Below are 17,489 nucleotides of genomic sequence, written 5' to 3'. Positions count from 1 at the left end.
AATGAAAAAAATAATGAGTTCAGTCGTGGCTCTTTTGGCATTAACGGGTGCTTATACAGTTGCTGGTGCAGAAGATGGTATAAATGTATTTAGTGATATAAAGCTTGACGGTGAAATCCGTCCAAGATATGAGTTTGTTGATGATGGAAAAGTAACAACAGCTAATGCGAATGCTTATACTGCAAGATTGAAGTTAAAAGCAACTGCCAACCTGTTGGAAATTGAAGGCCTTTCTACATCTATTGGCGTTATTTCTGTTAATAATTTTGGTTCTAATACGTACAACTGGAATGGAACAAATTACAATGATGGATCGAAAAATTATTCTACGGTTGTTGATCCACAGACAGCCATGGTCTCTAATGCAGAACTAAACTATAAAATGGGAAAGACATTATTTCATATAGGTCGTTCACAAGTAAATTTAGACAATCAGCGTTTTATAGGTACTGTTGGATGGAGACAGTTTGAACGCTCATATGATACTGTTTTTGTTTCCGATGAATCTGTAGAAAATTTATCTCTATTAGCTGCTTGGGTTTATGGGATTCAGGGTGTGAAAGAAAATCCGACAACAGATACTAATTCAATATTGTTACATGCTGCATATAAAGTGAATGATATGTTAAAAGTGACTGCATATGATTATATGATTGCTGATGCTTATGATACAGTTGGTTTTGCTTTAACAGGGGATATCTCTGCTGATTTTTCAAAGTTTGATTATAGAGCAGAATTTGCACAGCAAAATGATGCGACAATGAATATTCACGGCGGTGCAAAAACACAAGCAGATGCATCATACTATAACCTTGATTTCGGAGCAAATATTTCAGGTGTTATAGCAGGTGTAAACTATGAATTTTTAAGCGGTACGACTGGTAGTGACGGTAAAACAGCGTTTAATCCTTCTCTTGGTACCAACCACAAATTTAACGGTTGGGCAGATATGTTTTATGTAGCAAGTGTTCCACAAGGCGGTTTAAAGGACTTTAATGTCCGTTTGGGATATACAAATAAAGAATTTGGAAAACTATTAGCTGTGTATCACCAGTTTACTGCAGATAAAAATATGGCAGCTGCAAGCGGAACAACGGATGATTTAGGAAGTGAATTTGATGTTTTATATGCGCATTCTCTTCCTTTCGTAAAAGATATTAGTGCATTAATTAAATATGCTTCATACTCAAAAGGAAAAGCAACAGGCTATACGAATGACGTAGAAAAAATGTGGGTAATGTTGGATTATAAATTTTCAATAAAATAGACTTATTTAAGTATAATATAAAACATGACAAAGACGGGATAACAATGGTACCAAATATACAAAGCAGTGGATTTTCACTTGCAAAAAGAGATAACTTAACGGGTGATGACTTTTATGAAGTTCAATCTATAGGTGATCTTACCATTGCCGTTGTTTGTGATGGAGTAGGCAGTGCTGCTGAAGGTGCGGAAGCTGCAAAACGAACGACGAGTTATCTTATCAATAATTTTAAAAACCGTCCAAAATCTTGGTCAATAGAAAAATCGATGAAAAGTTTCATCAAATCCATCAACAATATTCTTTACAAAGAATCAATAGTAAACTATGAAAGAGAGGAGTTAGTTACTACTCTTGCAATTGTAGTACTTGAAGGTAACAGGCTTTATGGTGCCAATATCGGAGATACAAGAATTTATTTATACAGGGACCAACATTTAATACAAATATCGGTTGATCACTCTATGAATGAATCTGGGTATGAAGGTGTACTTACTCAGGCAATAGGAATAACTGAAAACGTTGAACCTTATTATTTTGAAAACGTAGTACAAAATAGTGACAAAATTTTACTTTGCAGTGATGGACTATATAATGTCTTGAGTAAAAATATTATTGAAAAAAATATTATTTCCGGTGCATATACTTTAGTTAAAAAAGCTAGCAATTTGATGAATGAAAACCTTCCAGATGATACAACGGCTGTAGTGTTGAATGTAAACAGAATAAATGAGCTTTTAGAATTAAAAAGTCAAAAGTTGGAAATTCCGATCTCTTTAAAAAAAGGGGAAGTTATTGATGGTTATAGGCTTGAAAAATCTCTTATTCAAAATAATAGAACTTGGTTGGCAAATAAAGACGGTAAGGAATATGTGCTGAAATTCGCTCCAGCTGAAGCTATAGATGATGAAGAGATACTGGATTTGTTTGTCAAAGAAGTTTGGAACGCAAATAGACTGATAATTACTTCATTTCCGACAGTTCTTATACCTCAAAACCGAACATACCGTTACTATGTAATGGAGTATTGTAGTGGAGTTGATTTAAAAACATACCTGGAACAAAAACAACTGAATACAGATGATACTATCCACCTTGCAAAAACGTTATTACAGCTTTCACAATATCTTTTAAAATATGATCTCGTACATGGAGATATAAAACCTGAAAATATAATAGTCAATTTTATTGAAGATCGAAAAGAGTTTAAAATAGTTGACTTTGGTAGTATTACTGAATTATTTTCAATACAATCTCGGGCAGGGACTCCTAGCTTTCTCGCTCCAGAGCGTTTTTTAGGAGATAGTATTAATGAAAGTACAGAAATTTTTGCTATAGGTGTTACATTATATCGAGCTTTAACAAAACATTATCCGTATGGTGAAATAGAGCCATTTTCAAACCCTTGGTTTAAAGAAGCTAAAAAACCAAGTTTATATAATAAAAATATTCCTTCTTGGCTTGATAGTATTATTTTAAAATCTATTGCCATTGAACCAGACAGAAGATATAAACATTATTCTGAAATGATGTATGAACTAGAAACACCTCAAAATGTAAAACCTTATTTTTCAAAAAGCAGTTCTTTAATAGAACGTTCCCCAGTCTTGTTTTATAGAACAGCATTTACAATTATGTTTCTTATCAATATTTGTTTGTTTATTTTTCTTTTAGAAAAGTGAAAGTGGAAGTAAACAATTCTTTAGTTGTGTTAGGCTTGAATTAACAATCACATGTTAAAATTAGCTTAATTTTATACAAGGGAAAATGTGACAATGAAATTGATCTCATTATTGCTGTTTTTAAGCACTTTAACATATGCACAAGTTTATTACTCGAAAGTTGAACCTTATGAGATGAGGACAATAAGTTCAAATGTTTCGGGTGAGGTGTTGAAAACTGCCGAAGATATGTTAGGTAAAAAATTAAATACTGGTGTTTATATTAAAATAGATGACAAATTGGATAAAGATGAACTCCAGGATGTAGAGGAAAAAATTGCTTTTATCAAAGAGACTTTAAAAGTAGATCAAGAAATTTTAGAAAATTTAAATGTATCACTAGAAAAAAAAGAGGTGAATTATGAAAAAATTTCTGCACTCAAAATTAAATCTAAAATTGAAAAAGATAATGAATTTTCTAATTTAATTACAAGTAGAAATTCGGCATTATCCACAAAAAAAGAGATCTATAATTTGAAAATGCAGCTTGCTGACTTACAATTACGTCAAAAGCAGTTGCAAAAAATAATAAAAGATAAAAATTTACAAGATAAAGATTTTGTTCTGTATTCAATTGATGTAAAGGTGGGACAGGTAGTTTCTCCAGGAGTTACACTTGCAAAAATTGCAGATGTATCCAAAGCACTGTTAAGCATTTATGTAACAGCAGATGAGTTAGATCAATTAGAGAATAAAGTTATTTATATTGATGAGAAAAAAACCAGCTATAAGCCTGCAAGGGTATTAAAAATAGCAGATGAAAAAAATATCTCAAAATATTTAGTGCAAATAGTAATAAAAGCACCGGAAGTATTTTCGAAATTAGTAAAAATTGAATTAAAAGAGAAATAATATGACAAACACAACAGCGTGTCCATTAGATTGTTACGATGCTTGTGAAGTACTGTATGAAAACGGTAAATTAAAAGGTCTAGCAAGTGGATATACACAAGGTTTTTTATGCCCGCATCTAAATCATTACGATAAATTTGAAAGGATTTCAGCACCTAGATATAAAGGTGAAGTGATCTCGATGCAAAAAGCACTTGAAAAATTAAAGGAGCTTGTAGAGAATACTCCTAAACATCAGATGTTGTGTTATAAAGGAAGTGGAAATTTCGGTTTAATGCAAGATGTAACCGAACATTTTTTTGCTTCAAACGATAATGTTTTAACTGATGGAACGCTATGTGACGGTGCAGGAGAAGCAGGAATTATAGAAGGGCGCGGTAGTAATAAAAACATGCCGTATTCGGAGATAGAAAAATCTGATGTTATTATTTTCTGGGGACGTAATCCTCATGTAACATCATCACATCTTCTTCCCCTGATAAAAGATAAGAAGATCATTGTAGTAGATCCTGTAAAAACGCAGATTGCTAAAATGGCAGATTATCATGTGCAGCTGAAACCTCATACAGATCTTTATTTCGCAATGTTATTGACGCGGTTTTTACATATTGAAGGCTCTTTAGATGAAGAGTTTTTACGTGAATATGCAAGTGAATTTGAAGATTATTATGAGCTGACACAAGCCATTAGAATTAAAGCAACACTGGATACTATGGGACTCTCTTTAGGTGATATTGGTGCTGTTTTAGAGATGGTTCAAAATCAAAAAGTAGCCATTGTCTGCGGAGTGGGTATACAAAAATATTCAGATGGTGCAGATGTTATGCGTGCGATTGATGCATTTGCAGTAACTTTAGGGCTTTTTGGTAAAAGCGGATGTGGTGTTGCTTATCTTGGAAATTCAAAAGAGGGAATTGATTCACCTTTTAATACAAAAGCGAAAACAGTTTCTAAGGTTAATGTATCGTTTGACGAGTTTGAAACGGTTTTTATCCAAGGGGCAAATCCTCTGGCACAAATGCCTGATAGTCAACGTGTATCAAACAGCATCTACCATACAAAAAATGTTGTCTATTTCGGACTTTGGGAAAATGAAACAAGTGAACGTGCCGACTTGGTTATCCCTGCAAAAAACTTTTTAGAAAAAGATGATATTCGTGCTTCTTACGGACATAATGTACTTTCTTTGATGCTGAGGCAGGTGGAGAGTGAGTTTGGGATCAGTGAATACGAATTGGCAAAATATTTATGTGACAGTTTTAATATAGAGATCAAAACTGAGCAAGAGTATATTGAGCATTTTAAAAGTTTCGGTGTTATGAATATCAATGGTGCTTTTGAAGTTGAAAACAGAGAAAACATTCCGTATCAAGAAGGCTTTGATACAGATGACGGCGAATTTGTGTTTCTTGATGAGTTTGAGGTCCTCCAAGATAGTGAAGAGGATGAACTTCATCTGATTACTCCAAAAAGCCCAAAAAGTTTAAATTCACAGTTTGAGAGGGATAAATTTGTATATATAAATTCTTCTCACGGAATAGATGAAGGTGAAGCAATCAAAATTACTTCTGTAAATGGAGAACTTGCTTTAAAAGTGAAAATCAATGAAGATTTAAGAGATGATTGTGTCTTGATTTACTCTGGAACTCCGGGTGTAAATAATTTAACTTCTTCAAAGCATTCACTAGAAGGGAAAAGTGCTATTTTTCAAGAGACAATGGTCTCAATAATAAGAGAATTTTAGCTATAATCTTATAAAAAATATTGGATAGATTTATGGATATTAAACAATTAGATAAAGAGTATGTATTACCTACATACGCAAGAGCAGATGTTGAGTTTGTAAGCGGGAAAAATGCAAGACTAACGGATGCCAACGGTAAAGAGTATATAGATTTTACTTCAGGTATTGCAGTTGTAAGTGTCGGACATGGAAATGAAAGACTCACAAATGCACTGTGTGAACAAACAAAAAAACTGATACATATGTCAAATCTTTATTATACTGCTCCACAAGCACTTGCTGCTAAAAAGATAGTAGAAGCAAGCGGATACGATATGAAATGTTTCTTTGGAAACAGTGGTGCAGAAGCAAATGAAGGTGCTATCAAGATCGCTAGAAAATACGGTGAAAAAGACGGTGTACCGAAACGTTATAAGATCATTACGCTTGATCATTCGTTTCACGGAAGAACGATTACAACTGTAAAAGCAACGGGACAAGAGTCTATGCATAATTATTTCGGACCATTTCCTGACGGGTTTGTGTATGCAAAAGATATTGACGAAGTAGCATCTTTGATAGATGATCATACTGTTGCAGTTATGATTGAACTTGTACAAGGTGAGGGTGGTGTACAGCCTCAAGACAAAGAAAAAGTACAAGTACTGGAAAAACTTTTAAAATCAAAAGATATTTTACTTATAGTAGATGAAGTACAAACAGGTGTGTACAGAACTGGGAAGTTCTTGGCATCTAATCTTTATGAGATCGAACCAGATATCATTTCATTGGCAAAAGGTATTGGAGGCGGTGTACCTGTAGGTGTTGTGATGACAAGCAAAAAAGATATTTTCAGCCCGGGTGATCACGGTTCAACTTTTGGCGGAAACTTTTTAAGTACTACAGCTATATGTGAAGTTCTTGATATTTTAAAAGAGTATGATGAAAGCGGTGCTTTATCTGAAGGAATAGCATATTTTGATGCTGCTTTAGAAAAGTTTTATAACAATCATACAGATCTTTTTACGGCAAAAGTAGGGCTGGGAATGATGTGTGGTCTACGCGCAAAAGATTCAGATACACTTGCTGCAATTATTAAAAATGCACAAGAGAGCGGTGTAATGGTACTCAAAGCCGGACGTAACACATTAAGATTTTTACCACCGTTAACTATCACGAAAGAGGAGATTGATGAAGGTTTTAACGCTCTTGAGTCTGCTGTTAGTAAGCTCTAGCTTACTAGCAAATGAAAATAATGCTTCTTTAGATGTGTACTTATCTGATCTCAAAAAGAAGCAGTTTGATTATGATTATGAAAAAAATAATGCCGAGAGTTCTAAGTTAAGAGATACTTGGATTGCACCTATTGAATTAAATTACAGTTACTCTAAAAGTAATCCGAATATTACAGAACAGACTAATCAATCTGCTGCTATTAAAATGAATCAACCTATTTTTCAAAGTGGAGGCATCTACTACGGTATTAAATACGCTAATGCAATGCGTCTGTATAACGACTATACAATAGATGTAGCAAAAAGAAAGATGATTAAAGATACAGTTTCTATTTTAATGCAGTTAAAAAAGAGTGAATTGCAAGAGAAACGTCAGATTTTACAAATTAAGAATGCAGATATAAACCTTGAGCAGAAAAAAGAGGAATATTTAAGCGGTAGACTTGATTCTGGTTTTTTAGATGATGCTATATATCAAAGAAATCTTGTTAAGCAGGCACTGTTTGATATTCAAAATGTAAAAGAGAAACTTGTTGCACAGTTCCAGGTTTTAAGTGATCTAGACTATAAAGAGGCACCTATCCCTCATTTGGAATTGATCAAACAAGAAGAGTTCCTAAAAAATAATATTGTACTAAAACAGACTGATGCACAAATAGAAAAAGACAGATATTATAAGAATGTTACTATTGCAAAATATCTTCCAAAAGTGAATTTTACTGCCGGATATAACTGGCAAAAAAGTGAAGGTCAAAAGTTCTATATAGCAGGAACTTTACGTGATAGTTCAAGGGAAATAAATTACTATGATTATGGTATAAGTGCTTCTATGCCGTTAGATATCAATATGTTTAATGATATAGAATCTATTAAATACGATTATCTGAAATCACAAGTTGTAAAAGTAGATAAACAGCTTGAACTTACAAAACTTTTTGAACAAGTATTTCGTAATTTGGACAATCTTGATAAAAAAATCAGTTTAAGTAAAGAGAATGTAGAACTTTATACAAAATTATTATCAGATACACAAGATTTATATGATGCTGGTTATAAAACAGAATATGATGTTGAGAACCTGCAAAACTCTTTAGAGATTCAAAAAATAGATGCAAAAGTATATGAAATAGATAAACAGTTGGAATTGTTAGCATTGTATGAAATGTATGTAAATAATGGGGAATAGATGAAATTTAGCGAGTATATGGGTGAATGGCTTTATGGAAAAAACGGCTATTATGCAACATATAAAAATATAGGTAAAGAGGGTGATTTTTATACAGCCGTCAGCGCAAGCAAGTTTTTCGGCGGGACAATAGCTAAGCACATCATATCATTAGTAGATGAAGGTTTTTTAGAACCTGATGGCATAGTATGTGAGATTGGTGCACATCATGGTTATTTTTTAGCAGATGTATGTGAGTTCTTGTATACACTTAGACCTGAATTGCTTGCTAGTTTAAATTTTGTAATTGTTGAGCGTTTTGATGCCTTGCAAGAACAACAACGTAACTATTTTCAAGAGAGCTTTGGAGATGTTATAAAGCTAACGCATTATAAATCTTTATCTGAACTAAAATGTCAAAGTGCATTTTTTATTGCAAATGAAATTTTTGATGCTTTTCCTTGTGAACTTTTCTTCAAAGGTGATACTGCACGTGTTGACGGACACAAGATCAATTTTGATGTAAAAAATGAATGGGTTAGTGAAAAAGCTGCTAAATATCATAAAGAAAAAGGTGAGATTGCAGTTGGTTATGAAGAGTTTGCCAAAGAGATGGCAAATGCAGCTGAGAAGTTTGAATTTATGAGTTTTGATTACGGGGAAATGCAGGCACGTCCGGATTTTTCACTTCGTATTTACGCAAAACATGAAGTATTTCCGTTTTTTGAAGACAATTTAGACCGTGATGCACTTTTTGGAACTTCAGATATTACTTACGATGTTACTTTTGAACATGTGAAAGATGCTTATCAAGAAGCAGGTGTAGAGTTCATTGAATGTGTTCCTCAAATGGTTTCTCTTGTTGATATGGGTATTTTAGAATTGTTAGAGATCCTGCAAAAAAATGCAGATGAAAAAATCTATAAACAAGAGCTAGAAAAAGTAAAAATGTTAATCATGCCAAATCTGATGGGTGAAAGATTTAAAATGATTAGATTTAGGAAAAATAACTAACTTTTTGCAAGAGCTTTTTGATAACATACTTCTAAGTGTTCTTCTAAAAACTTCATTACAGTTGCATCAAGTTTTCCTTTTTTCTGCATATCTATTAAAATAGCAAAAGCCTCATCTTTATCTAAACCTCCACGATAAGGTCTGTTTTGTACCAATGCTTGAAAAATATCGGCTACGGTAATAATACGGGCTTCTAATGGAATTTTATCTTTTGATAAATTATAAGGATAACCCTGCGCATCCAGTGTTTCATGATGTAGAGAAGCTATATATGCAATCTCTTTGAATCCTTCTATTTTCCGTAATATAATATATGAATCAAAGCCGTGCCGATTCATTTTTAATCTCTCATCGACATTGAGTTTTGCAGGTTTATTTAAAATCTCATCTGCAATACGAAGTTTTCCAAGATCATGGAGTAATCCGGCAAGTTCAATCTTTTCACAAACATCTAGCGGAAGTTCCATTAATTCAGCTATATATCTGGCAAGATGACTTACTCCCATAGAGTGTTCAGATGTAAACTCACTCTTTGCATCAACAACAGCGGAAAACATGAGTGAAATCTCTTTTAAAGATTCAAAATTAAAAAATTCATTAATACCATGTTTGATCCATTCAGTAAAATATTCTTCTGAAGCATCCGCTTCCAAATAGAACCAAAACGAAGGATGTTGAGATATCTTTAGAAAAGTATCTGCATATTTTGGAGAAAACATGGTACCGCGATATTTCTGAATTGTTTCTCTAATTGTTTCAAAAGTTTGTGAAGATGATGTTTTTAATTGAGCCCTTAGAGCATCTACACGATCTACCAGATAAATAAGATTTGAAAGCTCTTTTTCCTCTTCTGTCAAATGAGTTGGCAGGGCATCCCAATGTGTATGATGATAACGTACAATAGTTGCATATTTTTGAAATACACTTACTTTATTTAAGAGTTCTTCACCTGCAATAGCATGTACTTGTGCGTTGTCCCAGTCTAATTCCGTAACAAGGTGAGAATGCACATCAGTAGAAGAAACACCACAATCATGCAACATTCCGGCATAAATAATGTAATCAATCTTTTCCTGTGGCACTTTGAGCTCTTTTAAAACTTCCGCAGCCATATAAGCAACTCTTTTACCGTGAAAAATGTCATCAATACCAACAAAGTCTAATGCAGTTGAAAGTGCATATGTAACTTCTCTCAAATTTAGTTTGTAGTTCATAATAATCATTGTAACTCTTGTATACTTAATGGGAAATAAGAGGTAAAAATGTTGTATTTTATTATGAAACTCAAAAGAGTTTCATACTTAAGAAAGAAGGGAAGGTTTTAAAGATTTGCGATAACTTTCATTAACTCTTCCGGTCTGTTAGAGTTTTTCAGAGCATTCTCTTTTGAAATAGTTTTTTTCTGTAAAAGGTGAAGAAGCTGTTGAGTTTGTGTAGTCATAGCTGTTTCACCTTGGTTCAATTGCATTTGTGAATAAATTTGGTGTACTTTGTCTTCACGGATTAGGTTAGAGATCGCAGGGTTTGATATCATAACCTCTTGTGTAGCTACTTTACCGCCACCGACTCTAGGGATTAGTGTTTGTGAGATAACGGCAACAAGTGATGAAGCAAGCTGTGCTCTTACTTGTGCTTGTTCTTCTCCGGCAAATACATCGATAATACGGTTGATTGTACTTGGAGCAGAATTGGTATGGAGTGTTCCGAAAACCAAGTGACCTGTTTCTGCAGCCGTTAATGCCGCACCGATAGTTTCAGCATCCCTCATCTCCCCGATAAGGATAACGTCAGGGTCTTGACGAAGTGCATATTTTAGTGCAGTAGCAAATGATTTAGTATTACTTCCAACATCCCTTTGTGAGAAAAGAGATTTGATGTTTGTATGCACGAACTCAACAGGATCTTCGATCGTAATGATGTGACGGCGTTCAGTCAAGTTGATTTCGTGAAGCATTGATGCAAGTGTTGTTGATTTACCCGAACCTGTAGGACCAGTGACAAGAATAAGACCTTTTTCTTTTTTTACAAGCTCTTTAAAAATAGGAGGATTTCCATACTCTTCAAGTGAAGGAATTTCGATAGGAATCATACGAAAGGCACAACCAATACCATAAATTGTACGATAGTAATTGGCACGAAAACGACCGATGTCTTTTAATTCAAAAGAGAAGTCGAGTTCATTATGTTCTTCAAAGTCTTTCTTTTGTTTGTCTTCTATAAGAGAATATGCCATCTCTTCAACATCTTCATGTGATAGTACAGGAAGGTTAAGCGCTCTTAGCTCTTTGTCAATCCTGATTTGCGGTTCACTTCCTACAACAAGGTGTAAGTCAGATGACTTAAAGGCCATAACACTTTTTAAAAGCTTTTTAATATCTAGCTTTTGACCTTTTGATGTACTTTCTTCACTCATAGAAAACTCCTTTGATAATTTTCCTCATTAAAACCGACCAAAACTTGATCATTAAATTCAATGACTGGTCTTTTTATAAGTAGGTTTTCTTTACACAACCACTCTTTTTGACCATTTTCATCTAAGTTTAACTCTTTTAACTTTAAGTTTCTATAAGTCGTACTTCTTGAGTTAAATAGATCTTTAATTGAGACATGTTCTATCCAACGGTCTATTTTCTCACATGGTAAAGATTCCACTTTAAAGTCAAAAAGTTCATAGGCTAAATCATGTTTTTTGAAAAATGATAAAGCTTTTTTGACACTATCACAGTTTTTAATACCATAGACTTTAATCATAGATTACTCGATAATTTTTGGTACTATGAAGAAGTGTTCTGATGCATTAGGAGCATGACGTAAAATATCATCATTAATTGCTGTTTCACATGATGGTACATCTTCTCTTAGCGGTGTTGAATTTTCATTCATTGCAAATGCTGAGTCTACACCTGCTGTGTCAAGTTCTCCTAAGTTGTCAACAAAATTTACGATTTCAGATAATTGTTCAACAATCTCTGCACGTTTTTCATCTGCAACTTTTAAATAAGATAATTTTTCTAATCTGCTTAATAATTTATCATCAACCTGCATTAAATATCCTAAGTTATTATAATTTTTTAAATTTTATCATATAAAACTTAATTTATTAAAATAACTACATATTGGAACTTGCAATTCCATGCGCTTGCCCAACAGCTTCATTATATAAAGTTCCGTCATATGTATTTAATGAACTTCTCATCACTGGCAATTCCTGACAAACTTTTTGAGCTCCATACTTTGCCAGTACTTTTACATATGGTAAAGTTGCATTCGTTAAGGCAAATGTCGAAGTACGAGGATAAGCTCCTGGCATATTGGCTACACAATAATGAACGATCCCTTCTTGTGTAAATGTAGGTTCAGTATGGGTTGTTGGATGCGAAGTCTCAAAGCACCCTCCCTGATCGATAGAAACATCTACTAATACACTCCCTTTTTTCATAAGTTTTAACATCTCTTTTGTAATGAGTTTTGGTGCTTTTGCTCCAGGTATTAATACAGTTCCGATCACTATATCAGTTTGAGGCAAAAGGGCACGAATATTTTCACTCGAACTATACATAGTTGCAACATTTGCAGGAAGGACGGTATCAAGATAGCGTAAGCGTTCTAAGTTAATGTCAAAAATTGTTACATCAGCGCCAAGACCTGCTGCAACTTGCGCAGCGCATGTCCCAGCTATACCACCGCCGAGTACCATAACTTTTGCTCTTTGTGTGCCCACAACACCGCCTGCAAGTAAACCTGAGCCACCTTGATATTTTCCAAGATGAACAGCGCCCATCAATGAGGCCATTTTCCCTGCTACTTCACTCATAGGCTCAAGTAAAGGTAATTTTCCATCGACAAGCAATGTTTCATAGGAAAAGGCACGAATTTTCTTTTCTAATAAAAAGAGAGTCAGTTTTTTATCTGCTGCAAGATGTAAATATGTAAAAAGCGTTTGTCCCTTTTTATATAAATGATATTCAGATTCTATAGGTTCTTTTACTTTAACAATGATTTCGGCTATTTCATATATTTCAGCAACATCCAATAAAAGTGAAGCTCCAACATCTATATACTCTTTATCACTAAAACCGCTTCCTTCTCCTGCTGTTGACTGTACATATACGTTATGCCCTTGAGCTATAAGTTCAGCAGCTCCATTTGGTGTAATACTAACTCTATATTCATCTTTTTTAATCTCTTTTGGTATACCGATATTCATCTGTATCTCCTTAGTATTTAGATCTTAAGTATTGTAACTTAGTTACTACTATAGTTTTTCTTCTCTAGAAATTTACGATACATTATTTATGCCAGTATTAAGAATTCTAGCGAAGATGACGCTTTCGAATTAAAAAAATCATTTACCATATAATAAACATTTAACAAACTATGCGATAATATTTTAAACTTTCGAAATAAAGGGATGTTCCTTGAGCTTAAAAAACAATATAGATATGGTAAAAGAAGAGCTGAATTCTGAAGAGAAGTTCTTCGAAAAAGCGGTAGTGACGGAAAAATTTATTAAAAAATATAAAAAGCCGTTAATAGGTTCAGTAATTGCTGTTGTACTGCTTGTAGCTGCTGATATTACTTACAGTATAAACAAACAAAATACTATTGATGCTGCAAATGCTACGTTACAAGAGTTACAAAAGAATGCTTCAAACCCTGCAACACTTGCAAGATTAAAGTCATTAAGCCCAGAATTACATGATGTGTGGTTGTATTCTCAAGCTATTACAACTCAAAATGTTCAAGACCTTGAAACGTTAAAAGGTTCTAAAGCGTTATTGATTGGTGACATGGCAAAATATGAAGCTGCAGAGTTAAAAAACGATCCAAAACTTTTAGAAAAATATGCAAAACAACAAGATGCAATTTATAAAGACTTAGCATTGGTAGAACTGGCTATTATCGCAATGAATGATGGTAAAATAGATGAGGCTCACGGGAATTTGAGTATGATCTCTTCACAATCTCCTTTAGCTGTTGTTGCTCAGTCATTAATGCATTACGGGGTTAAGTAGTTTGAAAAACTATCTATTATTAGCAATTGCTGTTGCAACATTATTACTCAGCGGATGTAGTTCAAAAGAAGTTTATAAACCACAGGTAGTAGTGGATGACTGGGATAAAGAAAGCGGCATTGAAGATGATCTGATTGACAGAGCTTACAATGTAGCACTTTTAGATAATCGTAAAGTTTTAGATAAAGACGGTATCACTGATGTTACTATTGATGAAGACAAAAGAGTTATCTCTGAGAGTAACGGTTGGATCGTTTCAGCATCAATTGACGGAAATGTAAGTGTAACGTCGAAAGAGGATGTAAACAATACGAAATATATCGATCTGAAAAATACTATCGCTGCTGCAAGTGTACAGGATAATACCTTAGCCGTTTTATTTGCAAACAACGATATGGCTTTATATGATTTAAATACAAAAGAGTTATTGTTAAAAGAGCAGGGGAATAAATCTATAGCTGTCGATATGAAAATTGTTAATCCTTATTTCCTTAAAGATCTTGTGATCTTCTCAACCTTAGATGGTAAGATAGTGATTGTTAATGCAACACTTAAAAAGCGTCTGAGAACTGTAATTGTTTCATCTCAAGAACAGTTCAATAATGTTGTCTATTTCAATATGGTAGACAATAAAATCATAGCTGCAACAAGTACAAAAATCCTCTCTCTTGCACAAAAAGAGATCCGTCAAAAATATGAGATCAGAAGTGTTGTGGATGATGGAAAAATGATTTATATTGCTACGAAAGAAGGAAATATTATCTCATTGACACCTGACTTACAGGAAGTTAATAAAATCAAACTGCCGTTTGCACACATATTAGGGATGATTAGTGTCGATGATAAAGTCTATTTACTTGAAAAAGAGGAATACCTTATAGAATTAGATAAAAAAACTTTTGCTTACAAAGTGTATGAAACAAGTTTTGATGACGGTTTCGTATTTGTAGGTGACAAAGTTTTTTATGTGGATGACACTAAAATATCAATAGAGTAATGTCTAGGGAATTAGAAGCTTTTTTAGAATATATAATAGTCACCAAGACTCTCAGTAAAAAGAGTGTGGAAGCGTATAAAGGTGATTTGTTATATGTCGAAGAGAAGCTTCAAAAACCTCTTATCTCTTTAGACACACCAACAATTCTTTCTCTTCTTTCAGAGTATAAAAACAAACGTACTTTAAACCGTAAACTTTCTTCAATTAATGCTTTTTTTGACTTTTGTTACAAAGAGGACTTTGTCGATGAAAGAACTAAAATAAAATCTGCAAAAATTCCAAAACTGTTGCCGAAGTTTTTATCTTATGAAGAGATTCAAAGTGCTCTGGCTCTAATCGATCGTTCTACGTGGATCGGAAAAAGGGATTATGCGCTTATTTTGTTTTTGTATGCAAGCGGGGCAAGGATCTCTGAATGTTTGGAACTTTCTATGGGAGATATAGAAGGGGAGTGGCTTCATATTCGCCATGCTAAAGGACAAAAGGAAAGAATAGTACCCCTGGCTAAAGTAGCACGTGATGCTATACAAGAGTACTTGGAATCTCTAACTTTTGATAAAGAGTTTGTGTGGTGTAATTACAAAGGGGGAAAGCTTAGCCGTATTTCCGCTTTTAAAATAACACAAAAGTATTTGGGAGTTTCACCCCATGTACTGAGACACTCGTATGCTACATCTTTAATTCGGGGTGGGGCAGACATAAGGGTAGTGCAGGAGTTATTAGGGCACTCTTCACTACTCACAACTCAGATCTATACGCACATACAAAAGCAAGATCTCAAAGATACGGTGGATGTATGTCACCCAATGGCAAAAGAGAGATTATAACATTGCATTCGGCAGCTAACTACCGAATGATTTGATTAAGATAAATAAGCTCCTCCAGAAACTGATAGGTAAGCACCTGTTACCTGAGCACTTTCATCTTTAACTAAAAAACTAATCGCATTGGCTACATCTTCTGGTTTTGATATAGTTTGCGTTGGTGTGATTGAACGGATAAACTCTTTAAACTCTTCCGGTGCACCTTCTGTCGCATCAGTTAATACTAATCCAGGTGCAACTATATTAGATGTAATACCGTAAGCTCCCAACTCTTGAGCAAGATATTTACTAAAAGTATCTAATGCTCCTTTGGCAGAACCATGTGCAATAAAGCTTGGTGCAGGACTCTCCGATAAAGTACTTGAGATAAACACTAGACGGCCAAATCTCTTTTCAATCATCGACTCTACTGCATGTTTTGCACACACATACGATGCATGCATCTCATCATTTAATTTTTGAGAGAACTCATCCCAAGTTTGTTCAACAAAAGGTTTTTGAGTAAAATTCATATTAGCATTTGATACTAAAATATCTACGCCACCATAGTTACTTGTTATGTGTTCAAACATAGATGCAACTTGAACATCGTCTCTTACATCAGCTTGCACAGTATAAGCCTCTCCACCATTAGAGTTAATTTCAGTGGCTAGCTCTTTAGCAACTTGAATACTATTTACATAATTGATAAATACTCTATAACCGTTTTTACCTAAATCTTTCGCAGTTGCTGCACCAATCCCTCTTGCTCCACCAGTTATAAGAACATTTTTTTTTGACATTTTGAACTCCTGTTTATTTAAATTACTTGTTATATGCAAGTATATTTTCTTTAAACTTAATTACTTGTTAATAACAAGTATTAGTTATTTTTTGATACAATAAGATTATGGAAAAAGAAGAATTTAACTTTCAAGAGTCTTATGGCTATCACTTTATTAGTACATCTGTTGTTATTAAAAGACTTATAGAGTCAAGGATTCAAGAATACGATCTTACACATTTACAATTTAGTATCTTGATGAATCTTTATAGAAACAATACAACAACACAAAAAGAATTGCTGAAATATGTTTACGGGGATGAAGCAAGTGTAACAAGACTTATTGATAGGCTTGAGTCAAAAGGTTATCTCAAAAGAGTACAATCTCAAGACGATAAAAGAAAGAAAAATATCTCTCTTACAGAGGAGGGACGATTTTTAGTACAAAAACTTGTCCATTTTGCAAAAGAGGTTAACCAGGAACTTATTAAAGATTTAGATCAAGATGAAGCTGAAGAGTTCTTACGTTTATTACAAAAAGTCAGTTCTTCTTTAGATAAAGTGTAAAGAAATACCTTTACTTATTTATTTTAATTGTTCCAGATATATTTTTAATGTCTTCACAACCTTTGATACATCTGCCTAATTCATAAAGTCCAGAGGCATTTCCAAAATCTTTATAGAACATTACTACATCTCCCCAAGGTGCATAATAAGCAAGCGTCCCATTTTTAGCATTTGCCATTGGTGAATCAACTATAGAGAGTTTTGTCGGAGGGTAAAAGATCTTTTCGTTGTCACTAAAGTTTTCAACTTTAATTTCTAAAGGTAACTGCCCGTACAGCTCTTTTGCAGCTTTAGAGTTGTTGAGCTGAAAAACAATTTTAATATCGTTAGAGAGTATTGTGATCTCCAT

General features: G+C 33.7%; 18 protein-coding genes. 11 read left to right on the top strand and 7 right to left on the bottom strand.

Going from position 1 to position 17,489, the window contains the following annotated elements:
* The first annotated feature begins 1 nt into the window (after position 1).
* The 7 genes from P6N22_RS03720 to P6N22_RS03690 all read left to right on the top strand — a co-directional run bounded on the left by P6N22_RS03720 (position 2) and on the right by P6N22_RS03690 (position 8,974).
* Complete coding sequence (locus tag P6N22_RS03720; protein ID WP_280330282.1) at positions 2 to 1,267, top strand: hypothetical protein; 1,266 nt, start codon at positions 2 to 4, stop codon at positions 1,265 to 1,267.
* Between the two features lie 44 nt (positions 1,268 to 1,311).
* On the top strand, positions 1,312 to 2,946 hold the full coding sequence (locus tag P6N22_RS03715) for a bifunctional protein-serine/threonine kinase/phosphatase (RefSeq protein ID WP_280330280.1): 1,635 nt from the start codon (positions 1,312 to 1,314) through the stop codon (positions 2,944 to 2,946).
* 207 nt (positions 2,947 to 3,153) lie between these two features.
* Positions 3,154 to 3,837 carry an HlyD family efflux transporter periplasmic adaptor subunit gene (locus tag P6N22_RS03710; RefSeq protein ID WP_280330482.1) on the top strand — a complete coding sequence of 228 codons (684 nt, stop codon included), beginning with the start codon at positions 3,154 to 3,156 and terminating at the stop codon, positions 3,835 to 3,837.
* Position 3,838: 1 nt separating this feature from the next.
* A complete protein-coding gene (locus P6N22_RS03705; protein ID WP_280330278.1) occupies positions 3,839 to 5,581 on the top strand; it encodes a molybdopterin-dependent oxidoreductase in 1,743 nt (580 codons plus the stop codon).
* 32 nt (positions 5,582 to 5,613) lie between these two features.
* Complete coding sequence (locus tag P6N22_RS03700) at positions 5,614 to 6,795, top strand: aspartate aminotransferase family protein (RefSeq protein WP_280330276.1); 1,182 nt, start codon at positions 5,614 to 5,616, stop codon at positions 6,793 to 6,795.
* A complete protein-coding gene (locus tag P6N22_RS03695) occupies positions 6,752 to 7,981 on the top strand; it encodes a TolC family protein (RefSeq protein ID WP_280330275.1) in 1,230 nt (409 codons plus the stop codon). The genes P6N22_RS03700 and P6N22_RS03695 overlap by 44 nt, the downstream gene beginning before the upstream one ends.
* A complete protein-coding gene (locus tag P6N22_RS03690) occupies positions 7,982 to 8,974 on the top strand; it encodes an SAM-dependent methyltransferase (RefSeq protein ID WP_280330273.1) in 993 nt (330 codons plus the stop codon).
* Here P6N22_RS03690 and P6N22_RS03685 read toward each other — a convergent pair.
* The 5 genes from P6N22_RS03685 to ald all read right to left on the bottom strand — a co-directional run bounded on the left by P6N22_RS03685 (position 8,971) and on the right by ald (position 13,181).
* On the bottom strand, positions 8,971 to 10,188 hold the full coding sequence (locus P6N22_RS03685; protein WP_280330271.1) for an HD domain-containing phosphohydrolase: 1,218 nt from the start codon (positions 10,186 to 10,188) through the stop codon (positions 8,971 to 8,973). The genes P6N22_RS03690 and P6N22_RS03685 overlap by 4 nt on opposite strands.
* Positions 10,189 to 10,295: 107 nt before the next feature.
* The gene (locus tag P6N22_RS03680; protein ID WP_280330270.1) at positions 10,296 to 11,387 is read right to left on the bottom strand and encodes a type IV pilus twitching motility protein PilT; all 1,092 of its coding nucleotides are present in this window, start codon (positions 11,385 to 11,387) and stop codon (positions 10,296 to 10,298) included.
* Positions 11,384 to 11,725: a Spx/MgsR family RNA polymerase-binding regulatory protein gene (locus P6N22_RS03675; protein WP_280330268.1), complete on the bottom strand. Its 342-nt coding sequence runs from the start codon at positions 11,723 to 11,725 to the stop codon at positions 11,384 to 11,386. The genes P6N22_RS03680 and P6N22_RS03675 overlap by 4 nt, the downstream gene beginning before the upstream one ends.
* A 3-nt stretch (positions 11,726 to 11,728) precedes the next feature.
* A complete protein-coding gene (gene gatC, locus P6N22_RS03670) occupies positions 11,729 to 12,019 on the bottom strand; it encodes an Asp-tRNA(Asn)/Glu-tRNA(Gln) amidotransferase subunit GatC (RefSeq protein WP_280330266.1) in 291 nt (96 codons plus the stop codon).
* Between the two features lie 64 nt (positions 12,020 to 12,083).
* On the bottom strand, positions 12,084 to 13,181 hold the full coding sequence (ald, locus tag P6N22_RS03665; RefSeq protein ID WP_280330264.1) for an alanine dehydrogenase: 1,098 nt from the start codon (positions 13,179 to 13,181) through the stop codon (positions 12,084 to 12,086).
* Positions 13,182 to 13,392: 211 nt separating this feature from the next.
* Between ald and P6N22_RS03660 the strand changes: the two genes are divergently transcribed.
* From P6N22_RS03660 to P6N22_RS03650, 3 genes are read left to right on the top strand one after another with little or no spacing between them, the layout of a single operon-like run.
* On the top strand, positions 13,393 to 13,989 hold the full coding sequence (locus tag P6N22_RS03660; RefSeq protein ID WP_280330262.1) for a tetratricopeptide repeat protein: 597 nt from the start codon (positions 13,393 to 13,395) through the stop codon (positions 13,987 to 13,989).
* Position 13,990: 1 nt separating this feature from the next.
* Entirely contained in the window at positions 13,991 to 14,986 is a 996-nt protein-coding gene (locus P6N22_RS03655; protein ID WP_280330260.1) for a hypothetical protein, read from the top strand.
* Positions 14,986 to 15,813 carry a tyrosine-type recombinase/integrase gene (locus P6N22_RS03650; RefSeq protein ID WP_280330258.1) on the top strand — a complete coding sequence of 276 codons (828 nt, stop codon included), beginning with the start codon at positions 14,986 to 14,988 and terminating at the stop codon, positions 15,811 to 15,813. Before P6N22_RS03655 ends, P6N22_RS03650 begins: the two co-directional genes overlap by 1 nt.
* A 35-nt stretch (positions 15,814 to 15,848) precedes the next feature.
* On the opposite strand, the gene P6N22_RS03645 is transcribed toward P6N22_RS03650, so the two are convergent.
* Positions 15,849 to 16,592, bottom strand: a complete 744-nt coding sequence (locus P6N22_RS03645) for an SDR family oxidoreductase (RefSeq protein ID WP_280330256.1) — start codon at positions 16,590 to 16,592, stop codon at positions 15,849 to 15,851.
* A gap of 107 nt (positions 16,593 to 16,699) precedes the next feature.
* Between P6N22_RS03645 and P6N22_RS03640 the strand changes: the two genes are divergently transcribed.
* Positions 16,700 to 17,140, top strand: a complete 441-nt coding sequence (locus P6N22_RS03640; RefSeq protein ID WP_280330255.1) for a MarR family transcriptional regulator — start codon at positions 16,700 to 16,702, stop codon at positions 17,138 to 17,140.
* Between the two features lie 10 nt (positions 17,141 to 17,150).
* On the opposite strand, the gene P6N22_RS03635 is transcribed toward P6N22_RS03640, so the two are convergent.
* A complete protein-coding gene (locus P6N22_RS03635; protein WP_280330253.1) occupies positions 17,151 to 17,489 on the bottom strand; it encodes a cyclophilin-like fold protein in 339 nt (112 codons plus the stop codon).

It is taken from the genome of Sulfurimonas sp. C5, assembly GCF_029872055.1.
Taxonomy (GTDB): Bacteria; Campylobacterota; Campylobacteria; order Campylobacterales; family Sulfurimonadaceae; genus Sulfurimonas.
This window is presented reverse-complemented; position numbering and strand designations above follow the sequence as displayed.